Annotated in this window: 3 protein-coding genes; 1 reads left to right on the top strand and 2 read right to left on the bottom strand. The window is 72.5% G+C overall.

The window, feature by feature from the left end; genetic code table 11:
* Both ABZ497_RS36430 and ABZ497_RS36425 read right to left on the bottom strand, forming a co-directional pair.
* Window positions 1-411, bottom strand: a 411-nt coding sequence (locus ABZ497_RS36430) for a trypsin-like serine protease (protein ID WP_359812355.1), incomplete at its 3' end; no start/stop codon positions are given.
* A 109-nt stretch (window positions 412-520) separates the two neighbouring features.
* Window positions 521-1,039: a hypothetical protein gene (locus ABZ497_RS36425; RefSeq protein ID WP_359812352.1), complete on the bottom strand. Its 519-nt coding sequence runs from the start codon at window positions 1,037-1,039 to the stop codon at window positions 521-523.
* 431 nt (window positions 1,040-1,470) lie between these two features.
* On the opposite strand from ABZ497_RS36425, the gene ABZ497_RS36420 reads away from it, so the two are divergent.
* The gene (locus ABZ497_RS36420; RefSeq protein WP_359812349.1) at window positions 1,471-4,830 is read left to right on the top strand and encodes an ALF repeat-containing protein; all 3,360 of its coding nucleotides are present in this window, start codon (window positions 1,471-1,473) and stop codon (window positions 4,828-4,830) included.
* Window positions 4,831-4,943: the final 113 nt, after the last annotated feature.

The raw sequence follows: 4,943 nt of genomic DNA, 5'->3' as shown, positions 1-4,943 counted from the left end.
GGGGGTGATGTCGGTGACGGGAGTGGCGAGCCGGGCGAGCACGAGGTCGCGGTCGGTACGGGGGACGAGTTCGACGATGTCCCGGACCTGACCCGTGGTGGTGGTGAGGTCGGTGCGGCCGACGGTGGCGGTGGCTTTACGGGCGGGCGGGCCGGCGGGGACGTTCGGTTGGGCCGGGTTGTCGGCGAAGCAGGACGCGGCGGTGACGATCCAGTGCGGGTCGACCAGGGCGCCGGTGCAAGCGCGTTCGCCCTCACCGATCACCAGGCGCGCGGTGAAGGCGTAGGAGTTGTCCGCAGCGGCGTCACCGACCACAGCGCCCGCCGGGACGAGCGTGCTCAGAGTGACGACGGTCAGGGCCGCGGCCAGTACTCCGGCCCGCCGGGAACGGGGAGGGGCCTTGCGGGGCATGGGAGTGCCTTTCGGAAGAGTGAGTGAGGCGGCCCGGTCGGTGCGGAACGGTCTTCCTCCGCTGTCGTGCGGCGGTCGGTGACCATCGGATGGGCGCACGGACCGGGCGTCAGGCCGTGGCGGTGATCTCCAGCAGGGTGAACACGCGCTCCTGTGGGTCCGCGGTCTCGCCGACCGGCGTCCACTTGTTCTTCTCGACGTCGAAGGACTTGGCCTCGGTGCCTGTCCGCATGTCGAGGCGTACGGCGTAGTCGTTGCCCTTGGCGCCGTAGACGGAGGGGAGTTCGAGACTCAGCCGGCCGGTAGAGCCGATGACCTGGAAGCAGAACCGGCCGCGGCCGACCGGGTCCGTGGCCGTCATACCCCGGGCATTGACTTCGAGCAGTCCGGGACGGCTGTCGCAGGTGACGAGCAGGATCCGTCCGTCGCCGCTCTTCAGTCTGATGCCGCGCTCCTGGAAGATCCTGTCCGCCTGCGGGTATGCGAAGTCCTCGACGGCCGGCGGCGGGGTGTCGTCTGCGGAGGGGGCGCCTGCCCCTGTTGCGGCGGGTACGGGGGCGGCGCCGACCGCGGTCAGACCCCCCAGGGTGACGACACCGACGGCCAGGCAGCGGTACAGGGTCTTCATGCTGGCATGCCTCCTCGTGCAGGAATTACATGGGCACGGTAATGGCGCAATCGAAGTAGACGATGCGTGGGCGCCGGCCGGAGCCAGGTGCTTCGCCATCGGACCGAAGGCCCATTGGTATCACGACCACCGAGTTCCACAAAGAGTCGGGTTCGAGCCAATGCCACGACCGGAACGACCTGCGAAAACCCCTTCCGGAATCCGGCCATCCGGCTGTCAACTCCATATGTTTCCATGGCAACCAGTGATTTCCTCCAGCTGTTGGCCCCGACGCGATCGATCCGTGGAATGGCTCGTAAGTTCAACATCAAGTCCATGGGTGCACGACCTGTGCGACAGTTCGAAAAGCTGTTGCAGATGACCCAGAAAGCCGTCTATTTCCCATCGAGAGGCACCCAAGAAATGGAGTAGAAATGGTCGATAGACGACCCGTGACCGTGCCCGTGTCGATTCGTCGGCGCCGCGCCCGGTTCACTGCGGCGACGACGCTGTCGCTGGTTATGACGGTCTTCGGCACGACGGTGGCGGCGGCGGTCCCCGCCGAACCGGGGCCGGCGCCGCTGCCCGCGGGCGCGCGGGCCCAGGTGGTCGAGGCGTGGACGACCGGAGGGTCTGCGGTCAAGGACGCCGCGGCCGCCGCCCTGCTCGGCGGTGACGGCGAGATCGGCGACTTTCTGGCCACCGGCCTGCAGCGGGCGACCACCGAGGACGAACGCCTCGCGGTCCTGAAGATGCTCGCCTTCTCCGGTACCGGTGTGCGGACCGCCGCCCAGAAGGCGCTGAGCGGTTCGGACGAGGAACTTCGCCAGTTCGTGCTGACCGGCTTCCAGGCACCGCTGCAGGAGGACCGGCGCGCTGCCGCCCTGGCCGCGATCGGCACCGGCGGCCGCGCGGTCCAGGAGGCGGCGCGGACAGCGCTCGACGACGGTTCCGTAAAGGCGTTGACGGACTTCATGGGTGAGGGTCTCGCCCGGGCGAGGGAGGAGGACGACCGGGTCCGGGTCATCAAGATCCTGGGGACCGGCGGCCCCGAGGTGCAGAAGCTCGCGCAGCGGGCCCTGAACGGAACGGCCGAGGACATCACGGATTTCCTGGAGAACGGGCTGGAACTGGCCCGGGCCCGCGACCAGGAGACTCTGACCATTGGCCAGCTCGTCGAGGCCGCCACAGAGGCAGGCAGACGCGCCAAGGCCGAGACCGAAGCGGCCAAGGTGGCGGGCGAGCGAGCCCAGGAGGCCTCCCGGCTGGCCAAGGAGGCCGCGCAGAAGGCCGCCGCCGAAGCCGAGGCGGCCAAGAACGACCTAGTGAAAGCGGGACAGGCGGCGAACCGCGCAGCCGAGGCGGCGGAGGGTGCGGCCAACGCCGCGCGGACCGCGATCCAGGCTTCCAACATGGCGGTGGCCGCGGCCCGGACGGCGGCGAACGCGGCCCGCGGCGCGGCCAGTGCCGCAGCGGCCGCAGGGCAGGCCGCCACACGCGCCTACCAGGCAGCCTCGGCGGCTCGCCAGGACGCGGGCCAGGCTCAGGCGGCCCGCAACGCCGCGCAGGCCGCCCGGGAGGCGGCAGCCGGCGCCCGCAGTGCCGCGGACGCCGCCGCGAGCGCGGCCGTCGCGGGCGGGCAGGCCGGGCTCTCCGCGGCGAGCGCGGCCGGCGCGGCGCGCCACGCGGCGGATGCCGCGGACGCGGCGAGCGCGGCCGGCGTGTCCGCTGGCCAAGCCACCGCGCAGTCCCGGCGGGCGACGGAGGCGGCCGCTGTCGCGCGCAGCGCTTCCGCCGCCGCGGACGCGGCATCCAAGCGGGCCAACTCGCTGGCCTCCCGGGCGGCTTCGGCCGCGAAGGACGCGCAGTCGGCCGCCGCCGGGGCCGCGACCCACGCGGAGAACGCCGCGAAGGCAGCGGACGACGCCGCCAACCAGGCGGGCAACGCCCAGGACTGGGCGAACAAGGCCACCGAGCACGCCAATGCGGCCGTGGCAGCCGCCCAGTTGGCCACGAACGCGGTGACGGTGGCGCAGAGCGTCGAGGCGCTCGCCCGCGAGAGCGAGCAGGAACAGCTCGACGCCGACAGCAAGGTGGGGGTCGAGGAGGCCACGACGCTCCGCAAGGCCGAGCAGGAGCTGGCGCGGTCGCGGGAGACCGCCGCGACCCAGGCGGCAGCCGTCGACGAGGCCACCCGGCAGTTGGTCGCCAAGGCCGCCGACCCGGCGGTCGACACCGCGACCGCCGTCACCGCCGGCCGCAGGGCCGCTGTCAACCTGCTGGCCAGCGGCGGTGCGTGGACCAGCCGGGCGGCCCAGACCGCGCTCTCCGGCACCGACCGGGAAGTGATCGACTGGGCGGTGTCGCATTACCCGCAGGCCCTGCGGCAGGACGATCGGGAGAAGGCCCTGGTGCTCGCCTCCGTCGGCGGCCCCGGCCTGGCGGAGGCGGCCCAGCGGGCGCTGGCGGCCGACAGCCCGGCGCAGGTCCAGGCCTTCCTCACCCAGGGCGCCCACGACGTCCAGGCCGAGGACAACCGGGTCCGGATTCTCAAGCTGATGAACAACGCGGGCAAGGCGGTCAGCGCCGCCGGGAACGCCGCCCTGAACGACGGTTCCTCGAAGGCCCTGACCGACTTCCTGGTCACCGGCTACTGGCCGGCCAAGGCCGAGGACGACCGGGTGACTGCGACCGCCGTCATGGGTCGTGGCGGTCCCGCCGTGGTTTCCCTCGGGCAGGTCGTGCTGTCGGGTCCGGACACGATGCAGAGCGACTTCGTCGCCTGGGGCCAGTACCGGGCGGCCCAGCAGGACCAGGACACCGCCGCCCACGTGGCGGCGGTTCGGGCGTTGATCGCGAACGCCGCCGGGGTCGCTGCGCAGGCGAACAAGGATGCGGCCGAGGCGTCCGCGGTCGCGGCCCGGGCCCGTTCGGCCTCCGAGGAGGCAGGCCAGTGGGCCGATCGGGCCCGGGCATCGGCTGCCCAGGCGAAGGGCTACGCGGACGAGGCACGCGACAGGGCCGCGGAGGCCACGGCCTCCGCCACCGCTGCGGCGTCCTCCGCCCAGCAGGCGACGACCGCTGCGGTCACGGCGAGGCTGGCCAGCCGGCAGGCCAACTACTCCGCGAGCCAGGCCGCGTCGGCGGCCCACGCCGCGGTCGCCTCAGCGGACGGCGCCGCCGCGTCGGCGGCGGGCGCCAGGGAGGCGGCGCTGGCTGCCGGCAAGAGCCAGGAGGAGGCCCGGGAAGCCGCGAACGAGGCCGGGGCGATCGCGACCCGCAAGTACGCGCAGGAGCAGGCGGCGGAAGCGGCCAGGGCAGCGGAACAGGCCCGCCAGGACGCCGCGAACCACGTCAACCGCTTCGACAACGCGGCCTACGAGACCGTCCAGCTGTTCTCGACACCGGGCCCCGATACCTTCATCGACCCCAAGGCTCTGGCCCGCAGGTATGCCACGCTGACCGGTGAGCTGAGCACCGGGCTGGGCGGCATGGCGCTGCTGAGCCTGCTCGGCGGCCCGCCAGGCCTGGCCTTCTCCGAGACGTTCGGCGTGACGTCACTGGTCACCGGTGGGGTGAGCGCCCTGCTGTCCGGATACGGGCACGGCTGGACCAGCTCGCAGTTCAAGTCCTCCGTCGCGATGTTCGGCTTCAACCTCCTCCTCGCCGGGCAGGGGTACACGGTCAGGAACTTCGCCGATCTCGCACCGCAGATCGCGGACAGGGGGGCCCAGGCCCTCATCGGTGGAGGATCGGCCGCCGTGAACTTCATCACCTCGAAGCCCTGGAAGCGAATCCCTCACCCCTGGTAAACGAGCGCCCGTGGGGCGGCGGCCGCCGAACCCCGCCAGGACACCGAAGCCTGCTACAACGCCGACCTCCTCGCGCGCTGGGCCAAGGCCGCCCACCGCTACCAGCCGCTGAC

Source organism: Kitasatospora sp. NPDC005751, assembly GCF_040630835.1.
Lineage (GTDB): Bacteria > Actinomycetota > Actinomycetes > Streptomycetales > Streptomycetaceae > Kitasatospora.
The sequence above is the reverse complement of the archived record's forward strand: the minus strand, read 5'-3'. Positions and strand labels throughout refer to the sequence as shown.